At 72.0% G+C, this 21,432-nt stretch carries 17 protein-coding genes; 7 read left to right on the top strand and 10 right to left on the bottom strand.

Features of this window, described 5'->3' with window-relative positions:
* Nucleotides 1-66: 66 nt before the first annotated feature.
* From JYK04_RS35660 to JYK04_RS35650, 3 genes are read right to left on the bottom strand one after another with little or no spacing between them, the layout of a single operon-like run.
* Nucleotides 67-813 (bottom strand): succinate dehydrogenase/fumarate reductase iron-sulfur subunit, encoded by a 747-nt coding sequence (locus JYK04_RS35660; RefSeq protein WP_189741564.1) that lies wholly within the window; start codon nt 811-813, stop codon nt 67-69.
* A complete protein-coding gene (locus JYK04_RS35655; RefSeq protein ID WP_189741567.1) occupies nt 810-2,774 on the bottom strand; it encodes a fumarate reductase/succinate dehydrogenase flavoprotein subunit in 1,965 nt (654 codons plus the stop codon). Before JYK04_RS35655 ends, JYK04_RS35660 begins: the two co-directional genes overlap by 4 nt.
* Before the next feature lie 2 nt (nt 2,775-2,776).
* A complete protein-coding gene (locus JYK04_RS35650) occupies nt 2,777-3,481 on the bottom strand; it encodes a succinate dehydrogenase (RefSeq protein ID WP_189741570.1) in 705 nt (234 codons plus the stop codon).
* 95 nt (nt 3,482-3,576) lie between these two features.
* Here JYK04_RS35650 and JYK04_RS35645 point away from each other — a divergent pair, with 95 nt between their 5' ends.
* Complete coding sequence (locus tag JYK04_RS35645) at nt 3,577-4,455, top strand: LysR family transcriptional regulator (RefSeq protein ID WP_189741573.1); 879 nt, start codon at nt 3,577-3,579, stop codon at nt 4,453-4,455.
* Between the two features lie 34 nt (nt 4,456-4,489).
* Here the strand turns inward: JYK04_RS35645 and JYK04_RS35640 are convergent, their stop codons facing one another.
* Nucleotides 4,490-5,158 (bottom strand): TetR/AcrR family transcriptional regulator, encoded by a 669-nt coding sequence (locus JYK04_RS35640; protein WP_189741576.1) that lies wholly within the window; start codon nt 5,156-5,158, stop codon nt 4,490-4,492.
* Nucleotides 5,159-5,262: 104 nt separating this feature from the next.
* Between JYK04_RS35640 and JYK04_RS35635 the strand changes: the two genes are divergently transcribed.
* Complete coding sequence (locus JYK04_RS35635) at nt 5,263-6,354, top strand: FAD-dependent monooxygenase (RefSeq protein WP_189741579.1); 1,092 nt, start codon at nt 5,263-5,265, stop codon at nt 6,352-6,354.
* A 113-nt stretch (nt 6,355-6,467) separates the two neighbouring features.
* Here the strand turns inward: JYK04_RS35635 and JYK04_RS35630 are convergent, their stop codons facing one another.
* A complete protein-coding gene (locus tag JYK04_RS35630) occupies nt 6,468-8,705 on the bottom strand; it encodes a putative bifunctional diguanylate cyclase/phosphodiesterase (RefSeq protein ID WP_373297468.1) in 2,238 nt (745 codons plus the stop codon).
* Nucleotides 8,702-9,541 carry an SAM-dependent methyltransferase gene (locus tag JYK04_RS35625; RefSeq protein WP_189742081.1) on the bottom strand — a complete coding sequence of 280 codons (840 nt, stop codon included), beginning with the start codon at nt 9,539-9,541 and terminating at the stop codon, nt 8,702-8,704. Before JYK04_RS35625 ends, JYK04_RS35630 begins: the two co-directional genes overlap by 4 nt.
* Before the next feature lie 1,082 nt (nt 9,542-10,623).
* Between JYK04_RS35625 and JYK04_RS35620 the strand changes: the two genes are divergently transcribed.
* Both JYK04_RS35620 and JYK04_RS35615 read left to right on the top strand, forming a co-directional pair.
* Entirely contained in the window at nt 10,624-11,394 is a 771-nt protein-coding gene (locus tag JYK04_RS35620) for a bestrophin-like domain (RefSeq protein WP_189741582.1), read from the top strand.
* Between the two features lie 580 nt (nt 11,395-11,974).
* The gene (locus tag JYK04_RS35615; RefSeq protein WP_189741585.1) at nt 11,975-12,556 is read left to right on the top strand and encodes a hypothetical protein; all 582 of its coding nucleotides are present in this window, start codon (nt 11,975-11,977) and stop codon (nt 12,554-12,556) included.
* 97 nt (nt 12,557-12,653) lie between these two features.
* Here JYK04_RS35615 and JYK04_RS35610 read toward each other — a convergent pair whose 3' ends face one another.
* A complete protein-coding gene (locus JYK04_RS35610) occupies nt 12,654-13,172 on the bottom strand; it encodes a hypothetical protein (protein WP_030012611.1) in 519 nt (172 codons plus the stop codon).
* Nucleotides 13,173-13,536: 364 nt separating this feature from the next.
* On the opposite strand from JYK04_RS35610, the gene JYK04_RS35605 reads away from it, so the two are divergent.
* Nucleotides 13,537-14,199, top strand: a complete 663-nt coding sequence (locus JYK04_RS35605) for a class F sortase (RefSeq protein WP_189741588.1) — start codon at nt 13,537-13,539, stop codon at nt 14,197-14,199.
* 33 nt (nt 14,200-14,232) lie between these two features.
* Here the strand turns inward: JYK04_RS35605 and JYK04_RS35600 are convergent, their stop codons facing one another.
* Nucleotides 14,233-15,126 (bottom strand): polysaccharide deacetylase family protein, encoded by an 894-nt coding sequence (locus tag JYK04_RS35600; protein WP_189741591.1) that lies wholly within the window; start codon nt 15,124-15,126, stop codon nt 14,233-14,235.
* A gap of 97 nt (nt 15,127-15,223) precedes the next feature.
* Nucleotides 15,224-18,553 (bottom strand): bifunctional lysylphosphatidylglycerol synthetase/lysine--tRNA ligase LysX, encoded by a 3,330-nt coding sequence (gene lysX, locus JYK04_RS35595; RefSeq protein WP_189741594.1) that lies wholly within the window; start codon nt 18,551-18,553, stop codon nt 15,224-15,226.
* 160 nt (nt 18,554-18,713) lie between these two features.
* Here lysX and JYK04_RS35590 point away from each other — a divergent pair, with 160 nt between their 5' ends.
* Nucleotides 18,714-19,175, top strand: coding sequence for a universal stress protein (locus JYK04_RS35590; RefSeq protein WP_030716454.1), 462 nt, complete (start codon nt 18,714-18,716; stop codon nt 19,173-19,175).
* A 45-nt stretch (nt 19,176-19,220) separates the two neighbouring features.
* Here the strand turns inward: JYK04_RS35590 and JYK04_RS35585 are convergent, their stop codons facing one another.
* Nucleotides 19,221-20,420, bottom strand: a complete 1,200-nt coding sequence (locus JYK04_RS35585; protein ID WP_189741597.1) for a CapA family protein — start codon at nt 20,418-20,420, stop codon at nt 19,221-19,223.
* Nucleotides 20,421-20,738: 318 nt separating this feature from the next.
* Here JYK04_RS35585 and JYK04_RS35580 point away from each other — a divergent pair, with 318 nt between their 5' ends.
* Nucleotides 20,739-21,278: a sigma-70 family RNA polymerase sigma factor gene (locus JYK04_RS35580; protein WP_189741600.1), complete on the top strand. Its 540-nt coding sequence runs from the start codon at nt 20,739-20,741 to the stop codon at nt 21,276-21,278.
* The last annotated feature ends 154 nt before the right edge of the window (nt 21,279-21,432 follow it).

Genomic DNA, 21,432 nt, shown 5'->3' with positions numbered 1-21,432 from the left:
GGTCAGCCGATCGGCGCACGAGCGGCGGCGGAGCGGGGGAGATCCGGGGGCCCTGGGCCCCCGGGGTCAGCGGGGGCCCTTGCGCACCGCCCGCAGCCACTCCTTGTTCATCGCGGCGATCGACGGCAGCGGGATGCCCTTCGGGCAGGCCGTGGCGCACTCGCCGGTCAGGGTGCAGCCGCCGAAGCCCTCGTCGTCCATCCGGGCCACCATGTCCAGCACCCGGGTCTCGCGCTCCGGCGAGCCCTGCGGGAGCACGTTCAGGTGGTTGACCTTGGCGGAGGTGAAGAGCATCGCGGAGCCGTTGGGGCAGGCCGCCACGCACGCGCCGCAGCCGATGCACTCGGCGTGCTCGAAGGCGAAGTCGGCGTCGGCCTTGGGTACGGCGGTGGCGTGCGCCTCGGGGGCGGCGCCGGTGGGGGCGGTGATGTAGCCGCCGGCCTGGATGATCCGGTCGAAGGCGCCGCGGTCGACGACGAGGTCCTTGACCACCGGGAAGGCGGCGGCCCGCCACGGCTCGACGTCGATGGTGTCGCCGTCGGCGAAGGACCGCATGTGGAGCTGGCAGGTGGTGGTGCGTTCCGGGCCGTGGGCGTCGCCGTTGATGACGAGGCTACAGGCGCCGCAGATGCCCTCGCGGCAGTCGTGGTCGAAGGCGACCGGGTCCTCGCCGCGCAGGATGAGGTCCTCGTTGAGGGTGTCGAGCATCTCCAGGAAGGACATGTCCTTCGAGATGCCGTCGACCTCGTAGGAGACCATGTGACCGGGGGCGTCGGCGCCGCGCTGGCGCCAGACGCGCAGGGTGAGCTTCATGCGTAGCTCCGCTGGGTGGGGTGGACGTACTCGAAGACGAGGTCTTCCTTGTGCAGGACGGGGGCGGCCCCGGTGCCCTGGTACTCCCAGGCGGCGGCGTAGCCGAACTCCTCGTCGCGGCGGGCGGCCTCGCCGTCCGGGGTCTGGGACTCCTCGCGGAAGTGGCCGCCGCAGGATTCGGCGCGGTGGAGCGCGTCGAGGCACATCAGCTCGGCGAGTTCGAGGTAGTCGACGATGCGGTTGGCCTTCTCCAGGGACTGGTTGAACTCCTCGCCGCTGCCGGGGACCTTGATGCGCTGCCAGAACTCCTCCCGGATCTCCGGGATCCGGGCGAGGGCCTTGCGCAGCCCTTCCTCGGTGCGGGACATGCCGCAGTACTCCCACATGAGTTCGCCGATCTCGCGGTGGAAGGAGTCGGGGGTGCGGTCGCCGTCGACGGTGAGCAGCTTGGCGAGGCAGTCGCGGACCTCCCGCACGGCGGCCGCGGCCTCGGGGTGGGTGTCGTCCACGGTGTCCGGGTGCGGGTGGCGGGCCAGGTAGTCGTTGATCGTGGACGGCAGGACGAAGTAGCCGTCGGCGAGGCCCTGCATCAGGGCGGAGGCCCCGAGTCGGTTCGCGCCATGGTCGGAGAAGTTGGCCTCGCCGATGGCGAAGAGGCCGGGGACGGTGGTCTGGAGGTCGTAGTCGACCCACAGGCCGCCCATCGTGTAGTGGACGGCGGGGTAGATCCGCATGGGGACCTCGTACGGGTTCTCCGCGGTGATCCGCTCGTACATCTCGAAGAGGTTGCCGTACTTCTCGGCGACCTTGTCCCTGCCCATGCGGCGGATGGCGTCCGCGAAGTCGAGGTAGACGCCCTGGCCGCCGGGGCCTACGCCGCGGCCCTCGTCGCAGACGTTCTTCGCGGCGCGGGAGGCGATGTCGCGGGGCACGAGGTTGCCGAAGGAGGGGTAGATCCGCTCCAGGTAGTAGTCGCGCTCCGCCTCGGGGATGTCGGCCGGGGCACGGGTGTCGCCCTGGGCCTTGGGGACCCAGATGCGTCCGTCGTTGCGCAGGGACTCGCTCATGAGGGTGAGCTTGGACTGGTGGTCGCCGGTGCGCGGGATGCAGGTGGGGTGGATCTGGGTGAAGCAGGGGTTGGCGAAGTACGCGCCGCGCCGGTGCGCCCGCCAGACGGCGGTCGCGTTGGAGTTCATGGCGTTGGTGGAGAGGTAGAAGACGTTGCCGTAGCCGCCGCTCGCCAGGACCACGGCGTCGGCGTAGTACGTGGAGATCTCGCCGGTGATCAGGTCGCGGGCGACGATGCCGCGGGCCACTCCGTCCACGACGATCAGGTCGAGCATCTCGGTGCGGGCGTGCATCTCGACGTTGCCCGCGGCGATCTGCCGGGAGAGTGCCTGGTAGGCGCCGAGCAGGAGCTGCTGGCCGGTCTGGCCGCGGGCGTAGAAGGTGCGCGAGACCTGGACGCCGCCGAAGGAGCGGGTGTCGAGGAGGCCGCCGTACTCGCGGGCGAAGGGGACGCCCTGGGCCACGCACTGGTCGATGATCTCCACGGAGATCTGGGCGAGGCGGTGGACGTTGGACTCGCGGGCGCGGAAGTCGCCGCCCTTGACGGTGTCGTAGAAGAGGCGGTGCACCGAGTCGCCGTCGTTGCGGTAGTTCTTGGCGGCGTTGATGCCGCCCTGGGCGGCGATGGAGTGGGCTCGGCGCGGGGAGTCGGAGAAGCAGAACTGGACCACGTGGTAGCCCTGTTCGGCGAGTGTCGCGCCGGCCGCTCCGCCCGCGAGGCCGGTACCGACGACGATGACGGTGTGCTTGCGGCGGTTGGCCGGGTTGACGAGCTTGGCCTCGAAGCGGCGGCGGTCCCAACGGTCCGCGATCGGGCCTTCGGGTGCCTTGGTGTCGGCGACGGGCTCGCCGGTGGTGTAGGCGGCGTAGTGGGGGTGCTGGGGTGCGCTCATGGTCAGTTCACCACTCCGGTCATGACGGCTACGGGGACGGACACGAAGCCGGCGAAGAGGACGAGGGCCAGGCCGTTGGCCAGGAACTTCAGCGTCCGCTCGCGGCGGGCGCTGCCCGCGCCGAGGGTCTGCGCGGCGCTCCAGAAGCCGTGGCGGACATGCAGGCCGAGAGCGGCCATGGCCACGATGTAGATCGTGTTCCCGTACCAGGTGGAGAAGGTGGACAGGACGTTCTCGTACGGGTGGCCGGACCAGGCGCGCTCGTTGACGGTGAGCGTGGTGAGGTCGAGCAGGTGCCAGACGATGAACAGGCCGAGGATGATGCCGCCCCAGCGCATGGTGCGGGTGGCGTAGCTCGCGCGGCGGCGCTTGTGGGCGTACTTGACCGGGCGGGCCTTGATGTCGCGGCGGCTGAGCTGGTACGCGGACACGGCGTGGGCGACGACTGCGGCGAGCAGTGCCACGCGGACGAGCCACAGGGCCCACTCGTGGTGCAGGAAGGGCGAGCCGAGGGTGCGCAGCCAGTGGGCGTAGCCGTTGAACTCGGCCGCCCCGAAGAAGATCTTGAGGTTTCCGAGCATGTGCACGACGAGGTAGCCGAGCATGATCAGGCCGGACACGGCCATCACGGACTTCTTGCCGACGGAGGAGTCCCAGATCGTGCGTGTGATGGACGGCCGTCGATCCGTCCGCGTTGCCAGAGCCATGTCCTCGACGGTACGGACGGGGAGCCTGAAAGGTCCAAGACATGATGGAGCTGATATCGATAGAGAGCATCTATCAAAGGCGCTAGCCTGGGCGGATGCAGTTCCAGCAGCTCCTGTACTTCGTGGCCGTCGCCGAGACCCTGCACTTCACCCGGGCCGCGGAGCGCGTCCACGTGGCCCAGCCCTCGCTCTCGCAGCAGATCAAGGCGCTCGAACGGGAACTCGGGGCCGAGCTGTTCAGCCGGGCCCGGGGAAACATCGCACTCACCGACGCGGGTGAGACGCTGCTGCCGCTGGCCCGGCGGATCCTGGCGGATGCGGACACCGCGCGGCTGGAGGTGCAGGAACTGGCGCAGCTCCGGCGCGGCCGCGTCCGGCTCGGCGCCACGCCCAGCATCTGCACGGGTCTGCTGCCGGACGTCCTGCGGGCCTTCCACGACGCGCATCCCGGGATCGAGCTGCTGATCGAGGAAAGCGGCTCTCTCGACCTCGTACGAGAGCTCGCGCGCGGAGCCCTGGACCTGGCCCTGATCGCGCTGCCGCTGCCCCCTTCGGCACCGGCCCTGACCACGGTGGAACTGCTGACGGAAGACCTCGTGGTGGTCTCCTCGGCGGAACGGCCGGCGCCCGGCGGGGGCGGCGAGCTGACCATCCCGGGACTGCGGGATGAGCCGATGGTGATGTTCCGGCACGGCTACGACCTGCGGGAGCTCACGGTGGCCGCCTGCCGGGCGGAGGGCTTCGAGCCGGTCTTCACCGTGGAGGGCGGCGAGATGGACGCGGTCCTGGGCTTCGTCCGGGCGGGGCTCGGTGTCGCGGTGGTCCCGGCGATGGTGGTGGATCGCGCCGGTCCGGGTCTGCGGGTGACCCCGCTGGCCGGCTCCCCGCTGCGCCGCACGATCGCCCTGGCCCATCGCACCGACGTGGCTCCGCCGCGCGCCGCCCGCGAGCTGAAGCGCATACTGCTCGGCTGACTCCGCCCCGCCCGGGCCCGCGGGCGGGGGGCCGTCAGGGCGCGGCCGGGGATATCGGCGGGGCAGGGGCTGCCGGCAGGGCCCTGTCGAGGCCGTCCGCCAGCATCGCGAAGGCCTGGTCGGCATCGGCCACCGCGGCCGCGTGGGCCTCGTCCGCACTCTGACCCGCCTCGATCCGCCGCCAGTTCACCCGGCCCAACTCGTGGCGGACGGCCACGAGATGCGTCGCCGCGAGCCGGGCGGCGAGCGGGGGCACCGCCTCCGCCTCCAACTCGGCGGCGAGCAGCTCCACCTCGAGCTCGGTGTAGCGGTTCAGCCGGCTCTTCAGACTGGCGGTGCTGTAGACCAGCTGCTGGAAGGCCATCACGTTCGGGTGGTCACACAGCCCGGTGATCGGATCCCGCTCGGCCAGGGCGGCCAGGAAGTGCGCGTGCACCGCGCCCACCGGGGTGTGACCGGCGGGCCGCTCGCGCACGATGCGCGCCGCCTCGTCCTGATGGTCGGCGAACCGGTCGAGCAGCAGGTCCTCCTTGGTCGGGAAGTACCGGAAGAGCGTGGGCTTGGAGACCTCGGCCGCGGCGGCGACGTCCGCCACCGACACGGCATCGAAGCCGCTTTCCAGGAAGAGCTCCAGCGCCGTGGCGGCCAGCCGGTGGCGCGTACGGAGCTTCTTGTTCTCGCGCAGACCCGTCGTGTTCTCCATGCACACAGCGTAGCACGGATTCGTGACCGGGTTATTTTTTTAACCGGGTTGCTTTTTCCTCGGGAGCCGCTTTCCTTGAGGCATCGACGAGGAGAGGACATCCCATGACCGACGTTCTGATCACCGGCTCCGGTCCGACCGGACTGACGCTCGCCTGCGACCTGGCACTGCGCGGATTCGCCGTGCGGGTCATCGACCGGCGCACCGAACCGCACCACGAGTCCCGGGGCAAGGGGCTCCTGCCGGCCAGCCTCGATGTCTTCCAGCGGCTCGGCGTGCTCGACACCCTGTCGACCACCGGGATCACGAGCGTGGTCCTGCGCAAGTACTTCGACGGGGAGCACATCAACGACACCCCCACCGATGGCGGCCTGCTGATCGGGCAGTGGCAGATCGAAGCGGCTCTGCGCGACCGGCTCGCCGCGCTGGGCGTGCACGTCGAGTACGGCTCGGAGCTCGCCGGAATCTCCCAGGACGAGGCCGGGGTACGTGCGGAGCTGGCGGACGGCACCGTGATCGCGGCCCGCTATCTCGCAGGGTGCGACGGCGGGCGCAGCACCACCCGCAAGCTGCTCGGCATCCCCTTCGAAGGAAGCGGGCAGGAAGAGCCCGCGATGGTGATCGGGGATGTCCGGGCACCCGGGCTCAGCCGGGACGTGTGGCACCAGTGGTTCACCTCGGAGGGCGGCGGGATCCTGCTCTGCCCGATGCCGGGGACGGACAGCTTCCAGCTGCAGGCCTCGCCCGAGCGGGACGAGCGGGGCGAATCGCTGCCGCCCTCGCTGGAAAGCTTCCAGCGGATCTTCGACAGCCACGCCCGGGTACCGGGCATCCGGCTCACCGAAGCCACCTGGATCTCGGCCTGGCGGGTCAACGTCCGGATGGCCACGCGGATACGGGAAGGACGGGTGTTCCTCGCCGGGGATGCCGCGCACGTACAGCCCATAGCCGGCGGACTGGGCATGAACACCGGCATCCAGGACGCGGCCGCCCTCGGCCGGACGCTGGCCGCCGCTCTCGCCGGCCCCGGCGGCGAGGAGGTGCTCGACGCGTACGAGGCGGAGCGGCTGCCGGTGGCCGCCGATGTGCTGGCCGACACGGCCGAGCGGTACGAGCGGGTCGTGGAGGCCGTGCGGACCCCCGGTCGCGGCACGGAGGTCGGCATGAGCCGGTCCGTGCCGCCCGCCGGAGCCTGAGGCAGGCCGGGCTCCGCCGGGCCCGCGGCCCCGGGCTCCCCGCCCGGGCCGCGGGCTGAGGGCCGGGCCGCGGGCGAAGGGCCGGGGCTCGGGTCCTTCCGGCGGGGCGGGCGTCAGGAGGGCGTGGGCACCGCGTCCGAGAGGGAGAGGGTGTGGATGCGGTCCGGGGCCCCGGGCCGGGCGTAGTACCAGCCCTGAGCGGTGTCGCAGCCGAGGGCGCGCAGCTGGGCGGCCTGGGCTCCGGTCTCCACTCCCTCGACGGTGACGGCGAGTTCGAGGCTGTGCGCCAGGGCGACGATCCCCTCCACGATCTTGACGTCGACCGGGTTCGCGGGCTGCTGCTGCATCCCCTGGGTGAAGGAGCGGTCGAGCTTCAGGACGCTGACCGGCAGCCTCCGCAGGTTGGCCAGGTTCGAGTAGCCGGTGCCGAAGTCGTCGAGGGCGATGTCCACGCCGAGGGCGGCGAGCCGGCGCAGCGGTTCCAGGAGTTCGTCGTCGGCCCCTATCAGGGCCGATTCGGTGACCTCCAGGCACAGCGCACCCGGAGCGAGGCCGGACTTCTCCAGCACCGCCACGGTGTCGGCGACCAGGCCCGGGTGGTGCAGCTGGGTCGGCGAGAGGTTGACGTTGATGCGCAGGGCCGCGCCTCCGTGCTGGCGCTGCCAGATGCGGGCCTGGCGGACCGCTTCCTCCAGCACCCAGCGGCCCAGCGGCACGATCAGCCCGGTGCGTTCGGCGAGCGGGATGAAGCGGTCCGGGCCGAGGACCCCGTACTGCGGGTGCGACCAGCGCACCAGCGCCTCGGCCCCGTGCACGCTGCCGTCGCGCATGTGGACCAGCGGCTGGTACTCGATGAAGAACTCGCCGCGTTCCAGCGCCGCGGGCAGGGCGTTGGTCAGGCCGTGGCGGGTGATCGCGCGGGCGTCGGCCTCGGCGTCGGCGAATTCGAAGCGGTTGCCGCCGGCCGCCTTGGCCCGGTACATCGTGATGTCGGCGCTGCGCAGCACCTCCGCCGGGGTGCGTTCCTTGGCCCGGCCCTCGACGATGCCGATGCTGCCCCGGACCGTCAGTTCCCGGCCCTCCAGCCGGATCGGGGTGGACAGCGCGGTCAGTATGCGGACGGCGAGGTCGGTCACCTTCTGCTCGGTGTCGGAGCCGGTGGTCAGGGCGACGAACTCGTCACCGCCGAGCCGGGCGACCACCTCGCCGGGGCCGGTCGCGCAGCTCTGCAGCCGGTCGGCGACCTCCACCAGCAGCCGGTCCCCCGCCGAGTGCCCGAGGCTGTCGTTGACCGCCTTGAAGCCGTCGAGGTCGAGGTAGCACAGGCCGTAGCGGTCGCCGCCGGCTCCGCCGAGGGCCTTCTCCAGCCGCTCGAAGAACAGCGTCCGGTTGGGCAGGCCGGTCAGGGCGTCGTGGGTGGCTTCGTAGCGCAGGCGCAGGTTCAGCAGCCGGCGTTCGGTGGTGTCCTCCATCAGCGCCAGCTGGTACTGCGGCTTCCCGTCGGCGTCGCGCAGCAGCGACACCGTCAGATTGGTCCAGAGCACGGTGCCGTCGTGCCGGTAGTAGGGCTTCTCGACGCGGTAGCTCTCGCGCTCGCCGCGCACCAGCTCGCCGTACATCCGCCAGACGTGCGGGGTGTCGTCGGGGTGCCCCCATTCGCTGACGTTGCGGCTGCGGACGTGCCCTTCCAGGCCGCCGAACATCTGCAGCAGGGTGTCGTTGACCTCCAGGACGTTCCCGTCGAGGTCGGCGATGCCGATCCCCACGGCCGCGCCCTCGAAGACCGCCCGGAAGCGCTCCTCGCTCGCGTGCAGGGCCTGCTGCGCGTCGGTGCGCGCGGTCAGCGCGGAGCGCGCGATGGCCTCCTGCTCCCTGAGGGTGCGCTCGCGCAGCGCGCGGGCGTACCCCGCCGCGATGGCGTGCTGGAGCCGGGCGCAGCGGGAGCGGTACTCCTCGGTGCCCTCCACGCCGGAGCCCTCGGGTCCGTCCGGGCCGCAGTAGAGCACCAGGTACGACTCGATCACCCCGAGGGTGCCGGCCAGGGCCTCGGGGTCGGTGCAGTGCACGGCGACGAGTTCCGCCCCCACCTGCTGGGCGACCGAGGCGTCGAAGGGCCTCGCGTGCAGGGCCTCGGTGAGCGTCCGGGTGAGGGGTACGAGGTGCCGTTCGAACTCGGTGCGGGTCAGCGAGGTCGCCGTGACCGGGAAGATCGCCCGGCCCCAGATCGTGGCGAAGCGGGCGATCCGGTCCTCGATGCCGCCGTGCGGGGCCGCCCCGGACCCGGTGGCCGGTGCCGCGGCGGGTGCCGCGGCGACTTTCGGCGCGCCCGCCGTCTGTGCCGGAAGTCTCACGCCTTGCGTCCCACGCCGCCGAAGCCCGAGAAGGCGTAGGGGTCTTCCGGTGTCTCGGCGTCCTCGCCGCCGTCGGGCCGGTCGGGCCGGTCGGGCCGCCAGTCGGGCATGGACACCAGGCCCGGCTCCAGCATCTCGAACCCGTCGAAGAAGCCGCTGATCTGTTCCCGGGTCCGCATGACGAGGGGGTTGCGCATGTCCCGGTAGACGCCGACGGTGCCGGCGGCGGTTTCCTGGGTGAGCGGGATCCCCTCGTACGAGGCGTGCGTGAGGATCAGCAGGCTGCCGGGGGCCAGCGCGTCGCGCAGCTCGGCGACGGCGCCGTAGGGGTTGTCCGTGTCCTCCAGGAAGTGCAGGACGGCGACGAGCAGGAGGGCGACCGGGCGGCCGAGGTCGAGCAGCCGGCCGACCTCGGGGGCGGCCAGGATCTCCTTGGGCTTGCGCAGGTCGGCAGCGACGATGTCGCTGTTGTCGTCCCCCGTGAGGACGGCCCGGCTGTGCGCGACGGCCACGGGGTCGTGGTCGACGTAGACGACGCGCGCCTGCGGGCTGGCGGCCTGGGCGACCTCGTGGACATTGCCGAAGGTGGGGATGCCGGAGCCGATGTCGAGGAACTGCGTGACGCCCTCGGCGACGGCGTGCCGGACGGCGCGGCGCATGAATGCCCGGTTGGCCTGCATGATCTTGGGCAGTCCCGGCATGAATTCCATGGCGCGGCGAGCCGTCTGGCGGTCGACCTCGAAATTGTGGGACCCGCCCAGGTAGTAATCATAGATGCGGGACACGCTGGGCACCGATATGTCGATGCCTGGCGGGGCCCAGGCGGGGCGCTCCATCGGGGTCTCCAAGCGTTGGTCCTGCGGTCGTCCGTGTGAGGTCGGACTCCTGTCCGAGCCGAATGTACTGATCATTTCCCAACAGGGCGAGCAAAAGCGGAAATTGGCGATCCGTTCTTCGTCACACACCAAAGGCACCGCCCCGCCGGACGAGGGAATGACCGATACCGACAAGTCCCTTATGGGAATTGACTGAGACTCGATCGGAGTCACCACACTACCGACCCACAGGTGGCTCAAACCTCGCTGGTCGGCACTCCACCCGTTCAGGCGAACCGGGGGCCGAGCCTCGCGTGCCCGGGCGCGCGCGGGCCCATGCTCCCGGGGTGAACAGAGCCTGTGCCAGGCGCCTGCTGGCAGTCCCGGTCCTGCTGTGGGCGGCCTTGTCCGTCACTCCGGCCGTGGCTGATAGCCGCGCCTACGCGACGACCGACTCCGGCGACGGCCCGGCCGCCGCCGTGGTGGCCGCGGTGGCCGGCGGCAGCGCCCGCGAACGCGGCCCGCGTGGCGGACATCACGATGACGACCAGGGCTCCGACCACGGGAAACGTCGCGGAGGCGGGCATGGCGGGGGCCGTCACGGCCACCCCCACTGCCCACCGCCGCCGCCCCCTCCGCCCTGCCCGCCGAAGCCACCGCCGAAGCCGCCCAAGCCACCGAAGCCCACGCCGCCACCCGAGCCGACTCCCCCGCCGCCACCGCCCGAGCCCACACCGCCCCCGAAACCCGCACCGCCGAAACCGCCGCCGCCTCCCGCGCCGAAACCCCTACCGAAGCCGGTCCAGGCCGCGCCGCCCCCGCCGAAACCGGCACCCCCGGCGCCCCGCGTGGCCAGGGCTCCCACACCGCCACCACCTGCACCACCTGCCCCACCGCCACCGCCCGCCCCAGAGGTGAAACCCGTACCGCCGAAACCGGTGGCCCGACCCGCGTATCACGCGGCGGCCCGCAAACCCGTCGAGCACCACATCTCACCGGTGACTTTCACCTTGATGACCGCCGCTCCCGCGGTGCTCGCGATCGTCGCGCTGCGCCCGCGCTAGCGCTTCTTCCGCCCCACCAGTAACCGATTGGGAGTCATCTTGTCGGAATGGCTCGTCCTGTCCATCGCGATGGCCGCGGCCTGTGCCGTGGTGCTGTCCATCGCCTTCTTGAACCACAGGAGGATCGGCGACGACGACGATCCGAACGAGACCCCGGATGTCATCGAGTACATGACGATGATGATCGGGGTGATCTACGCGATCGTGCTGGGCCTGGCGATCGCCGGCGTCTGGGAGGGCCGCGGGGCCGCCCAGGAATACGTGCGCCAGGAGGCCCAGGCCCTGCACGAGATCAGTGTCCGCTCCGAGGTCTACCCGGCCGAGGTGCGCAAGCGGATCCGGTCCGATGTCGACGCGTACGTGACCTACGTCGTGGACACGGAGTGGCAGCGGATGGCCGACCACGGCGAGCTCACCGAGCACGGCGGGGAGCTGCTGGAACGTATCCGCCGGGACGTCACCGACTACGAGCCGCAGACCGACCACGAGGGGCAGGCCTACCAGCCGCTGGTCGACCAGGTCGCGGTGGCCGACGACGCCCGCAGCGCACGCGGCTCGAGTGCCGGGGCCACCATGCCGGGCGTGGTGTGGTTCGGGCTGATCGTCGGCGCCCTGGTCACCGTGGGCCTGATCTTCACCCTGCAGATCAGGCGGTCGTTCCGGGAGATGCTGCTGGCGGGCCTGTTCAGTGCCCTCATCGCGTTCCTGCTGTTCCTGATCTGGGACTTCGACGCGCCGTTCGGGCGGGGCATCTCCGCCACCGCCGAACCGTTCCTCGCCCAGTTCCCCCACCTGGACCTCGGCGGCTAGGTCGTCTCTTTCGGATCCTCTCGGCCGAGCCCGCGGCGTCCGGTGCCGTAGATGGCAAGGCGGAGGGGCCCGCCGTGTACTGGACGTACTCGGGTGCCCCGACAACGCGGCCAGGTGCGGTGCCGGGCGTCGCGGGCCCGGCAAGATCCGAAAGAGACGGCCTAGGCCGTGTCCGCAAAGTAGCGCCGGCCGCCCGGAGGGCGGGCCCCGCGGCGTCTGGTGCCGTGCATCGCAAGGCGGAGGGCCGCCCGTGTACTGGACGTACTCGGGCGGCCGGACAACGCGGCGAGGTGCGGTGCCAGGCGTCGCGGGGCAGGCGGGACTTTGCGGACACGGCCTAGGGCGGTCTCGGTCGGATCCCTCGGGTCCCTCGGCTCTCCCGGCGCTCCGGGCCCGGGCCGCCCGCAAACCGGGGACGGGCCTCCCGTCCCCGGTTCGGCCCAGGGCCATGCCCCATTCGCCCGTTCCTGATCGCGGGTCACCGCACCCCGACCTAGCGTGTCGGACATCGAGGCGCACGACCCCCCCACGTGCGGAAAACCGTTCCGCGGCTGCTCCTCGGGGATCCGGAGAATCAACCATGGGTGCGATACGTACCGCCGCCACCGCCCTGCTGAGCGTCGGCGCCACGGGCGCCGTCCTCGCGCTCGGCGTCCTCGGCGCGCCCGCCGCGACCGCTGCCGAGGCCCAGCCCATCACCTCGTTCGGCTTCACCCTCACGCCTTCGACCGTCGCCCCCGGGGGGCAGACGGTCCTCGCGGTCAGCCGCTGCAACGCCGCCTACGCCACCGCCTCCTCCGGGGTCTTCGACACCGTGAGCATCGCGCGCGGCCAGACCGTGCGGGTCACCGTGGACCGGGACGCCCGGCGCGGAGCCGTCTACTCCGTCTCCTTCACCTGCAACGGGGAGACCGGCTCGGCCGACCTGACGATCGCCGGCGGCACCACCGGACCCACCACGAGCTCCACGCGGACCGGCGCCGGCACCGGCACGGCCCTCTTCCCGACCCCGTCCTCCGCCCTCGGTGTCCGCGGCGGTCTGGGCGGCAGCGTGGCCGGCATGGATCCCCTGGAGCTCGGCGCCGGCGCCGGCCTGTTCCTCGCCGCCACGGGCGGCACCGTGTTCGCCCTGCGCCGCAGGGGGTCCCGCCGTAGCCACTGAACCGCCGGGCATCCCCCGCCACCGTCGATCGCCCCGAGTCCTGACGAGGACTCGGGGCGATCTGCGGTAGCGGGGGATCTGCGTCCGGGGAGACCGGTCAGGCCCGGCTGCGGAGCGGACGGCGACGGCGCAGCACGTGGGCGCCGGCACCGAGGGCCGCGGCGCCGACGAGGCCCGCACCGATCGCGGTCTCGGCCGTGGACGGGCCGAAGGATCCACCGATGCCGCCCTGCGAGGGGTTGCCCTCCAGGATCGTGAAGCGGTGGGTGGCGACCAGGTTGCTGTCGTTGCACTTGACCGACAGCGTGTGGTGTCCGGGCGAGGCGTGGTTGAAGATCCGGACGGTCGCGAAGCCGATCGACCCCGCGGACAGGTTGGCCGGCGGAAAGTTGCCGTGCGACGTGACGGTACCGCCGTGACCGCAGCCCGCCGCGCTCACCTGCATCGTGGAACCCTGGTGCACGGAGTACGGGTTGACGGAGATGTTGCTGGGGCCGTTCCCACCCCCATTCCCACCCCGACCCCCGGGGTCCTGGTTCGCGGAGGCGAACGGGGCACTGAGGCCGATCACGGCGCAGGCTGCCGCCGTCACGGTAAGAGCGCGCAAGACACGCATGGTGGAACCTCCAGCGGGAAGCGCCCCGGAGCGTCGGCCCCGGATGATCGACGAGAACGCCTCCCACGTCGAACCCTCGGGTCGTCCCGCAACCTCCGCATTTCCGGCTTTGGGCCGCCCGGTTGAGCGACACGCCGAGGCGCGGGAAATGCAACTGACGGATCCGCAGGTCACGACCCGTCAGGCATTTATGTGACGATTACCTGGATGGGCGCACCCCTTCCGGCCCCCTCCGGGTGGCGGCCACCCGTTCGCCCTTCCCCCCTCGCCGTCCTGCCGACTCGGCCTTAGCGTGCGTGAAGTAGGGCGTACAGGGGCGGGACAGGAACGCGGGTCGGGACCCCCGCGTCGGGAAGGGAGAACGATGGGCGAGGACGAGACCGGGCAGTCACGCAAACGCTCGCCGTGGGGCGTACTCGCCCTGGTCATGCTCACCGGCCTCGCCATGGTGCGCAACGGTGTGAACATCGGCGACGGGCCGCCGCAGCCCACCGCGGCCTCGGCCGTCGCGGTGACGGCCGACCAGTTGCCGGCGGCTCCGCCCACGCCCCCGGCGGACATGGAGGTGCTGGAGCACTCGTCGGTCCAGCGCATCCGGATTCCCACGATCAACGTGGACGCACCGGTGATGACGGTCGGGCTGGACGCGGAGGGCTGGATCGACGCGCCGCCCCCGCAGGACCGCAATCTCGCCGGCTGGTACCTCAACGGCATCTCGCCCGGCCAGCGGGGCTCGGCGGTGATCGTCGGGCACGTGGACAACGCGCAGGGCCCCGCGGTCTTCTACGGCCTCGGCTCGGTCAAGCCGGGCAACCACATCGAGGTGGAGCGGTACGACGGCCGCACGGCGGTGTTCGAGGTCTACGGGGTGGAGGTGTTCTCCAAGGAGGCCTTCCCCGGGGCCCGTGTGTACGGGGACACCGGGCACCCGGAACTCCGGGTGATCACCTGCGGCGGCGGATACTCGAAGGCCCGCGGCTACGACGGCAACGTGGTCGTCTTCGCCCGCATGGTGGAGTCCCGCTGAGCCCGTACGCATCCGCCGCGGCCGGCCCCCGGCTCAGCGGGGCGGCAGCACCGGGAGGGTCATCCGGTAGCCCCGCGCGAGCAGCTGGGGGAGGTACGAGGAGATCGCCTGGACGCTCTGCGACCGGTTGCCGCCGGCGTCGTGCGAGAGGACGATCACGCCGGGGGCGGCGCCGCCCAGTACCCGGGAGATGATCGTCGGCGTCCCCGGTTCCTTCCAGTCCAGGGTGTCAACGGTCCAGGCGAGCGGCTCCATGCCGAGCTCGGCCCCGATCTCGAAGGCGGCCCGGTTCCAGGCCCCGTAGGGGGCCCGGAACCACAAGGGCGCCTCGCCGACGGCCTGCTGCACGACCTCGCTCGTGCGGCCGATCTCGGAGGCGAGGGCGGGCCGGCTGAGCTGGGGGATGAGCGGGTGTGTCCACGTGTGGTTGCCGATGACGTGGCCCTCGTCGACCATCCGGCGCAGCAGGTTCCGGTTCTCGGTGGCCATCTCCCCGCAGACGAAGAACATGGCGCGTACGCCGTACCGGGCGAGGGTGTCGAGGATGGCGGGGGTGTAGCGGGGGTCCGGGCCGTCGTCGAAGGTGAGCACCATGCCGGCCGACGCCGCTTCCGCGGCGGGGAGTTCCAGGATGGGCCGGGTCCGTACGGCCGGCTTCACGGCCGCCGCGCGCACCGGCGCATCGGCGGTCATCGGCCGCAACCGGTACGACTTCTCGGGCAGCGCCTGCGCCCGCAGCCCCGGGGCGCCCGCCGCGGGCCGCGCCCCCGGCCCGGCCGGCGCCCCGGGCCCGGCCTGTCCCGGCCCCTGGGTACCGGTACCGCTCTCACCACCCACGCTGAGCAGTCCGGAGGCCGCGGCGACCCCGAGGAAGACGGCGGTACGCAGGACCGTGCGCCGCCCTACTGTCGGCTCGTCATTTTTCATTATTACTACGTATCAACGACATCGCCGAAGTTGTCGAGAGGCGCGGAAGCACCCCTTCCCCCCTCACCCGGTCGGCGCACGCCGGCGGGCGGACCGGTCAGCCGCGGCGGACCAGGGGGAAGGGGAGGGTCTCGCGGATCGTCAGGCCCGTGAGGAACATGACGAGGCGGTCCACGCCGATGCCGAGGCCGCCCGTGGGCGGCATCGCGTACTCCAGGGCGTCGAGGAAGTCGTTGTCGAGTTCCATCGCCTCCGGGTCGCCGCCCGCCGCGAGCAGGGACTGGGCGGTGAGGCGGCGGCGCTGTTCCACCGGGTCGGTCAGCTCCGAGTAGGCCGTGCCCAGTTCGGTCCCGAAGGCGACCAGGTCCCAGCGCTCGGCGAGCCTGGGGTCCCGGCGGTGCTGGCGGGTGAGCGGGGAGACGTCGGTGGGGAAGTCCTTGTAGAAGGTGGGCAGCTTGGTGCGCTCCTCCACGAGGCGCTCGTACATCTCCAGCACCACGTCGCCGCGGGTGTCCTCGGGGGCGTGCGGAACCGACGCCCGGTCGCACAGGCGGCGCAGCACCCCTTCCTCGGTGTCGGCGTCGACCTCCTCGCCGAGGGCCTCGCTGATGGCCCCGTACATGGTCTTGACCGGCCAGGTTCCGGAGATGTCGTGGACGACGAGCTTCCCGTCGGGTCCCGCCTTGTGGGCGATGGGCGAGCCGAAGGCGGCGGTTGCGGCGCCCTGGATCAGTTCGCGGGTGAGGTCGAGCATCACGTCGTAGTCGGCGAAGGCCTGGTAGGCCTCCAGCATCGTGAACTCGGGGTTGTGCTTGTAGGAGACGCCCTCGTTGCGGAAGGTGCGGCCCATCTCGAAGACCTTCTCCATGCCGCCGACGCAGAGCCGCTTGAGGTAGAGCTCGGGCGCGATGCGCAGGTACAGGTCGAGGTCGTAGGCGTTGATGTGGGTGCGGAAGGGCCGGGCGTTGGCGCCGCCGTGGATCTGCTGGAGCATCGGGGTCTCGACCTCCAGGTAGCCGCGGTCGAGCAGTCCCTGGCGCAGGGCCTGGACCGCGCTGGAGCGGGCGCGTACGACGTCCCGGGCCTCGGGGCTCGCGACGAGGTCGAGGTAGCGGCGCCGGACCCGGGCCTCGGGGTCGGCGAGGCCCTTGCGCTTGTCGGGGAGGGGGCGCAGGCACTTGCCGGTGAGCTGCCAGGACCGGACCACCAGGGACAGCTCGCCCGTCCTGCTGGCGCCGGTCTCGCCGCTGACGAGGACGTGGTCGCCGAAGTCGACCTGGGAGGTGAAGGAGTCCAGTACCCCGGCCCCGGCCTCGTCGCGGGTGAGCATCAGCTGGATGTCGCCGGACCAGTCGCGCAGGACGGCGAAGACCACGCCGCCGAGGTCGCGTACGAGCATCACGCGCCCGGCGAGGGTGGCCTGTTCGCCGGTCCGGGCACCGGGCGGGAGGGCGGGGCGGCCGGAGGCCCCCCCGGGGGTGGCCGTCAGCTCCGCGACGGTGTGGGTGCGCGCGCGGATCCCCACCGGGTAGGGGTCGGTGCCGGCCGCGCGGATCCGGTCGAGTTTCGCGTGGCGGACGCGGACCTGTTCGGGCAGCCGCTCGGCCGGGGCTGTCGGGTACTCCTGCTCGACCGCGTCCAGGCCGAGGGAGTCGATGGAGGGCAGTCCCTCGGTGGTGACGGGGGCGGTGAGGCCCTTGGGGTGGCCGTTGCCCCACAGGGTGCGCAGGCTGGGTACGGAGACGAAGCCCTCGGCGATGCCGGAGGCGAGGCTGACCCGGGCGAGCGAGCCGGCGTCCTGGTAGCAGAGGTACCGCGGGTACCACTCGGGGTCGTACTTGACGTTCGAGCGGTACAAGGCCTCCAGCTGCCACCAGCGGGAGAAGAAGAGGAGCAGCCTGCGCCACAGCCTGAGGACGGGGCCGGCGCCGATCCGGCCGCCCTCCTCGAAGGCGGACCGGAACACCGCGAAGTTGAGGGAGATCCGGTGCACGCCGAGGCCGGGGGCCGCGGCGCAGAGCTGGGCGACCATGAACTCCATGACACCGTTGGGGGCGGTGCGGTCGCGGCGCATGAGGTCGAGGGAGATGCCGTCCTTGCCCCAGGGGACGAAGGAGAGCAGGGCGATCAGCTCGCCCTGGTCGTCGAAGGCCTCGACCAGCAGGCAGTCCCCGTCGGCGCGGTCGCCGAGCCGGTCCAGGGCCATGGAGAAGCCGCGTTCGGTCTCGGTGTCGCGCCATTTGTCGGCGCTCTCCACGATCCTCTGCATCTCGTCCTCGGAGAGGGCGGAGTGGCGGCGGATGAGGGTGGTGGCCCCGGTGCGCCGGACCCGGTTGACGGCCTGGCGGGTGACGCGCATGTCGCGGCCGTCGAGGTCGAAGTGGGCCACGTGCAGGATGGCCTCGTCGCCGAGCTGCAGGGCGCCGAGTCCGGAGCGGGCGTAGGCGGTGGCGCCGTTCTCGGAGGCGCCCATGACGGCGGGCTGCCAGCCGTAGCGCCGGGCCACGGCCAGCCAGGCGTCGATGGCGGCGGTCCAGGAGGCGGGGTCGCCGACCGGGTCCCCGCTGGCGAGGCAGACGCCGGCCTCGACGCGGTAGGTGACGCCGGCCTTGCCGTTGGGGGCGAAGACGACGGCCTTGTCGCGCCGGGTGGCGAAGTAGCCGAGGGAGTCGTTGCGTCCGTAGGCGCCGAGGAGGGCGCGGATGCGGGGCTCCTCGTCGCCGTGCAGGGCGGCGGTCAGGCGCTGGGAGCGGAAGAGGGTCATGGCCGCGTTCAGCAGGGCGACGGCGCCGAAGAGGCCGAGCAGGAAGGACAGCGGGCGGGGTGGGTGGCCGTCGAACTCCCGGGCCGAGAAGAGGCCGCCGAAGACCTCCTTGGCGGCCCAGTCCAGCCATTGGCCCTTGGGCAGGGTGCCGGGGAAGAGGGCGACGAGCGCCCAGCCCGCGAGTACGGCGGCGAGCAGGCCGAGGCCGAGCACGAACAGGGCGTGCCACAGGGCCCCGGGGCGGGAGGCGGCGTAGAACTCGTCGCGGGCGGCGATCAGCACGGCCAGCGCGGCGACGGCGATGATCATGGAGGGGATGCCGATCCAGTACTCGCCGACGGCCATCTCCAGCACGTCGTCGAGGATCAGCAGGGCCAAATAGGTGATGACGATCCACCAGGCGACCTTCTTGCGGGTGCCGAGGGCCGCGGCGAGGAGGAAGAGGAAGACGGCGTAGGCGAGGTTCGCGCTGACCGGTACGACGATCAGGTCGAGGAAGCGCACGATGTGCCGAAGGAGCCGCCGCAGCGTGGGGGAGAGCGCGAGCAGGGCGCAGAGCAGGCCGAGCGTTCCGAAGAACGCGCCGAACCCGTCGGGCACCCGGTTCAGGAAGCGGTTCCGGGTTCCGTGCTTCTCCTCCACGGCGGCGCTGGTGGCACTCATGGTTCGCACTGTAGGGAGGACGGCGCCGGTGCGCGCGCCGAGCGGGAGGGGCGCTCCCCGGGCCATCTCCACGGGCCCGCCCAGGCCATGCCCAGGCCATGCGCATGCCACGCGCGGGCCGCGCCCCGGGTGTTGCGGGGCACGGCCTATCCTCGGCAGCGTGACGGAGCACGTGAACACGGAATTCGAACGCGGTACCGACGGCCCGAAGGTGATCCTGGCCGGGGTGGACGGATCGGAGTCCTCGCTGCGGGCCGCGGCGTACGCGGCGGGGCTGGCCCGGCGGCAGAACGCCCTGCTGGCCCTGGTGTACGTCCAGCCGGTGATCCCGGCCGGCGCCGCGCTGGGCGCGCCGGTGGCGGACACCACCGGGGAGATCGCGGAGGGCCTGGTGGCCGAGATCCGCGCCTCGGCGGAGCGGCTCAAGGGCATCTACGAGGTGCGCTGGCAGTTCCACACCTTCCGCGGCGACCCGTACGCCGGCCTGGTGAGCGCGGCGGACGAGCTGATGGCGGACGCGGTGGTGGTCGGTGCCTCCGAGCAGGCCGGCCACCGCATCGTGGGGTCGGTGGCGATCCGCCTGGTCAAGGCGGGCCGCTGGCCCGTCACCGTGGTTCCGTAGGGGGCCCCGGTCCCGGGTCCAGGGTCCCGGGTGCCGTCCCCGGCCCTACCGGCCCATGGTCAGGCCGTCCTTGGCGGCGCCGCGGCTGAGGACGGCCTCGCCGATGGCGTCGCGCGCGCTCTCGTAGTCCTCGCGGCCGGGGTCCTTGGCGAGGGCATCGGGCAGGTGGACGACCCGGCCCACGGACAGGTCCATCATCTGCGGCACGAACTCGGCCTTGGTGACCTGCCAGCGCTGCCCGGCGGCGGCCGGCGGGGCGAAGGTGAACCGGCCGATCGAGCCGTAGTTGCCCCGCATGTCGCGGGCGCCCGTGTGGTTGAACATCTCCCCCGCGACCTGGTCGCCCATGCCGTAGACGATCCAGGTCCCGTTGACCTTCTCGTAGGGCTGCGGGATGTGCGCGTGCGTGCCGAGGATCATGTCGATGTCGGGGCGGCCGCCGGTCTGCGAGGCGGTCAGCGCCCTGCCGAGCGAGAGCTGGGTCCCGTCCGGTTCGGTCTCCCATTCCGTGCCCCAGTGCACGCTCACCAGCACCACGTCCGCGCCCGCCTTCCGGGCCGCCCGCGCATCCGCGACGATCTTGTCCTGCTTCATCAGGTTGACCGCCCACGGCTGGCCGTCGGGCAGCGGGTAGCCGTTGGTGTCGTAGGTGTAGGCGAGGTGCGCCACCTTGGCCGAGCCCGCCGTGTACGTGGTCACCGTGGCCGCTTCTGCGGCCGTACGGGCCGACCCGGCGTGCCCCAGGCCGACCTTGTCGAAGCGGTCCAGCGTGCGGCGCAGGCCGGCGCCCCCGTCGTCGAGGGTGTGGTTCGAGGCCGTGGAGCAGCCGTCGTACCCGGCGTCCTTCAGCCCGTCGGCGACCTCCGGCGGCGACTTGAAGGCCGGATAGCCGGAGAAGGGCCCTCCCTCCTCCCCGTAGATGGTCTCCATGTGGCAGAGGGCGAGGTCGGCCGCCGAGACCAAGGGCTTGACCCCGGAGAACATCGGCCTGAAGTCGTATCCGTCGCCGTCCGCGTCGTTCGCCGCGCGCTGGATGACGGAGGTGTGCGGCAGTACGTCGCCGCTCGCGACCAGGGTGAAGCCCCGGGCGGGGGCCGGTCCGGCGGCGCTGGAGGGGGCGGCCGGTCCGCCGGAGTCCCCGAGGCGGGCCGGTGCGGAGCTCCCGGTGGCCGAGCAGCCGGCAGCGGCGGACAGCAGCACGGCCGACAGGAGGGCGAGCACCTGCGGCCGGATTCGCGTGGTCATGCGCCCTGCTCTCGTTAATACGATTATCTGACATGTGATCACATGCAATCCATATAACTACACGCCGTAAGTCAAGGAACGGATCCGTCGCCCGGACACATGTCCACCCGAACGGCGGACACGGGCGACGCCGGCAGCCGGCCGCCTGCCGTTCGCCGCGCCGTTCGACCGTTCACCGACCCGCACGGCCGCCCGGCGGACGACCCGGGTGCTTGGGCGCAACGCCGGGGCCGGACGGTTCCGGGTCGGCTCCGTGCAGGTCAGGGTGGACGGGTCGCCGTCTCCACGGCCCCCCACGCACCCCGGAAGGAGCCCCTCGTGCCGCTCTCCCCCACCCTCCCGCGTACGGACCCCGAGGCACTCGCCGAACTCCAGCGCGACCACGGGCGGGCCCTGTTCGGATTCCTGGTCGGGCTCACCGCGGGGGACGCCCAGCGCGCGGAGGACCTCGTGCAGGAGACCCTCGTACGGGTCTGGCAGCACCCGGAGGCCCTGTCGAGCGGGCACGACTCCATGCGGCCCTGGCTGTTCACGGTGGCCCGGCGCCTCGCGATCGACGCCCGGCGGGCCCGGCTGTCACGGCCGCTGGAGGTGGATCCGGAGGGGCTGGAACACGCACCCGAGCCCCAGGACGCGGTGGCCGGCTCGGTCACGGCGATCGACGTCCGGCGGGCCGTGGGGTCACTGGGGCAGGAGCACCGCGAGGTGCTGATGCAGGTCTACTTCCGCGACCGCTCGGTGGCCGAGGCCGCCGCCGAGCTCGGCATCCCGGCCGGAACCGTCAAGTCCCGCACGTACTACGCCCTTCGCGCCCTGAAGAAGGGCCTCCAGGGGTACGGGTACGGCCTCGGGGCCTGAGCCTGCGGCACGGCGAAGGATCGGTTAACGCCGTGAATGGATGCGGACCGGACATAAAACGCGTCGATTTCGGCATCAGAGCGTGCAAGTTGAGTAAACATCCCCCGCTCCGCGAACCGCTCGGTGAAGGCTCAGGACTGACGACGGGACGCTC

Source organism: Streptomyces nojiriensis, from assembly GCF_017639205.1.
Lineage (GTDB): Bacteria > Actinomycetota > Actinomycetes > Streptomycetales > Streptomycetaceae > Streptomyces > Streptomyces nojiriensis.
Note: the sequence above shows the minus strand (reverse complement) of the source record. Positions and strands in the feature narration are given on the sequence as shown.

Excerpts from the sequence above, each read along its gene's own strand:
- JYK04_RS35660 (WP_189741564.1), bottom strand. The coding sequence starts at position 813 with ATGAAGCTCACCCTGCGCGTCTGGCGCCAGCGCGGCGCCGACGCCCCC.
- JYK04_RS35655 (WP_189741567.1), bottom strand. The coding sequence starts at position 2,774 with ATGAGCGCACCCCAGCACCCCCACTACGCCGCCTACACCACCGGCGAG.
- JYK04_RS35650 (WP_189741570.1), bottom strand. The coding sequence starts at position 3,481 with ATGGCTCTGGCAACGCGGACGGATCGACGGCCGTCCATCACACGCACG.
- JYK04_RS35645 (WP_189741573.1), top strand. The coding sequence starts at position 3,577 with ATGCAGTTCCAGCAGCTCCTGTACTTCGTGGCCGTCGCCGAGACCCTG.
- JYK04_RS35640 (WP_189741576.1), bottom strand. The coding sequence starts at position 5,158 with ATGGAGAACACGACGGGTCTGCGCGAGAACAAGAAGCTCCGTACGCGC.
- JYK04_RS35635 (WP_189741579.1), top strand. The coding sequence starts at position 5,263 with ATGACCGACGTTCTGATCACCGGCTCCGGTCCGACCGGACTGACGCTC.
- JYK04_RS35625 (WP_189742081.1), bottom strand. The coding sequence starts at position 9,541 with ATGGAGCGCCCCGCCTGGGCCCCGCCAGGCATCGACATATCGGTGCCC.
- JYK04_RS35615 (WP_189741585.1), top strand. The coding sequence starts at position 11,975 with ATGGGTGCGATACGTACCGCCGCCACCGCCCTGCTGAGCGTCGGCGCC.
- JYK04_RS35610 (WP_030012611.1), bottom strand. The coding sequence starts at position 13,172 with ATGCGTGTCTTGCGCGCTCTTACCGTGACGGCGGCAGCCTGCGCCGTG.
- JYK04_RS35605 (WP_189741588.1), top strand. The coding sequence starts at position 13,537 with ATGGGCGAGGACGAGACCGGGCAGTCACGCAAACGCTCGCCGTGGGGC.
- JYK04_RS35600 (WP_189741591.1), bottom strand. The coding sequence starts at position 15,126 with ATGAAAAATGACGAGCCGACAGTAGGGCGGCGCACGGTCCTGCGTACC.
- lysX (WP_189741594.1), bottom strand. The coding sequence starts at position 18,553 with ATGAGTGCCACCAGCGCCGCCGTGGAGGAGAAGCACGGAACCCGGAAC.
- JYK04_RS35585 (WP_189741597.1), bottom strand. The coding sequence starts at position 20,420 with ATGACCACGCGAATCCGGCCGCAGGTGCTCGCCCTCCTGTCGGCCGTG.